This is a genomic window from Flavicella sp. (assembly GCF_029238425.1).
Lineage (GTDB): Bacteria > Bacteroidota > Bacteroidia > Flavobacteriales > Flavobacteriaceae > Flavicella.
Genome location: NZ_JAQWGB010000048.1, coordinates 1 through 1,720, shown reverse-complemented (window position 1 = coordinate 1,720; position 1,720 = coordinate 1). Strand labels below are relative to the sequence as shown.

2 protein-coding genes are annotated in these 1,720 nt (G+C 37.2%); both read right to left on the bottom strand.

The features are described from left to right. Positions 1-195, bottom strand: a 195-nt coding sequence (locus P8H68_RS03200; RefSeq protein ID WP_300321514.1) for an NAD-dependent epimerase/dehydratase family protein, incomplete at its 3' end; no start/stop codon positions are given. Positions 196-451: 256 nt separating this feature from the next. After that, the coding region (locus P8H68_RS03195) for a UDP-glucose/GDP-mannose dehydrogenase family protein (RefSeq protein WP_300321511.1) at positions 452-1,720 on the bottom strand (1,269 nt) is incomplete at its 5' end.

The window sequence follows — 1,720 nt, the reverse complement described above, 5'->3', positions numbered from 1 at the left end:
ACTTTCTGAAACCTTTAGAAAAATCTCTGCGTCGTTTCTAGCTATACCCAATTCATTCAGACGTGCATATTTCAAATTCACATCATAATAATCGTTGATATTATCTAGCCCAACTATAACATGTCCTTTTTCCAATAAGGCTTTCGCCAAATGGAAACCGATAAACCCCGCTGCTCCTGTTATTAATATTTTCACTGTTTCTTTATAGCATTAGGCTAAGGCTCTAGGCCAAAGCTTATATTCTTTTTTTTGATAGCATTAAGCTAAGGCTCTAAGCCAAAGCTTTGAAGACAAACTTCCATGCTCTTATTTTTTAATTACTGTACTTTTTCACCAGACCGTTAATTCGGTTTTCGTAAAATCGTAAAATTGTTTTTTCCCTCTTCTATTTATCGATTCCCCTTTTCCCACGCAACTACTTCACGGCTTCACCATATCACGCTTCACTACTTCACGATCCTTTCCCTATCTGATAATATTCAAAACCTTTATCTTCTAAATTAAAGGCATTGTATTGATTTCTTCCATCAAATATGATCGGTAATTTTAGCTGTTGTTTTATCTCTTCGAAATCTGGCGAACGGAATTCCTTCCACTCTGTTAACAATATCAAAGCATCCGCTTCTTTTAAAACATCGTACTTAGCATTTACATAGGAAATATTTTCTATTCCTTCTAAATAACAATGTTGTGCCTCTTCCATTGCTTTTGGGTCATAGGCTTGCACCTTTGCGCCTCTTTTCACCAATTCTTTCACGATATAAATCGCTGGTGCCTCACGCATATCGTCGGTCCCCGGTTTGAAAGCCAAGCCCCACAAACCAAAGATCTTTCCTGACAAATTCTCTCCAAAACGTTCGACTATTTTATGTGCAATTACTAACTTTTGAGCATCGTTTACTTTTTCTACCGATTGAATCAATTCTGCTTTATGTCCATGCTCTTCAGCAATCTTATTCAAGGCTTTTACATCTTTTGGAAAACAAGAGCCTCCATAACCAGCACCAGGATAAATAAAATTATATCCGATCCTTGCATCTGAACCAATTCCAATACGTACCTGATTGGCATCAGCTCCCACTTTTTCACAAATGTTTGCAATCTCGTTCATAAAGGATATCTTCGTTGCCAACATCGCATTTGCGGCATATTTTGTCATTTCAGCAGAACGCACGTCCATAGCAATAAAACGATCATGCGACATACAAAACGGATGGTACAATTGTTTCATTTTATCCGTAGCATAGTCACTTTCTGAACCTATCACTACTCTATCCGGTTTCATAAAATCTGCAATCGCAGCTCCTTCCTTTAAAAACTCCGGATTGGAAACTACATCAAATTGCATTTCTAATTCTCTTTCTTGCAGTTCCTTCTGAATCGTTGCTTTTACTTTATCGGCTGTTCCAATTGGAACCGTTGATTTATCAACCACCACCAATCTTTTTTGCATGGTTTGTCCAATGGATTTAGCTACAGCCAACACATATTGCAAATCAGCAGAACCATCATCTCCCATCGGGGTCCCTACTGCAATAAATACTATTTCAGCATCTTTAATAGCCTCTGATAAATCCGTTGTAAAAAATAAATTCTTATTTTCTATATTTTTCAGCACCATGGATTCTAAACCAGGCTCAAAAATAGGTATGATTCCGTTGTTTAGTTTCTCAATTTTCTTAGGATCAATATCCACACAGGTCACTTTGTTCCCCATTTC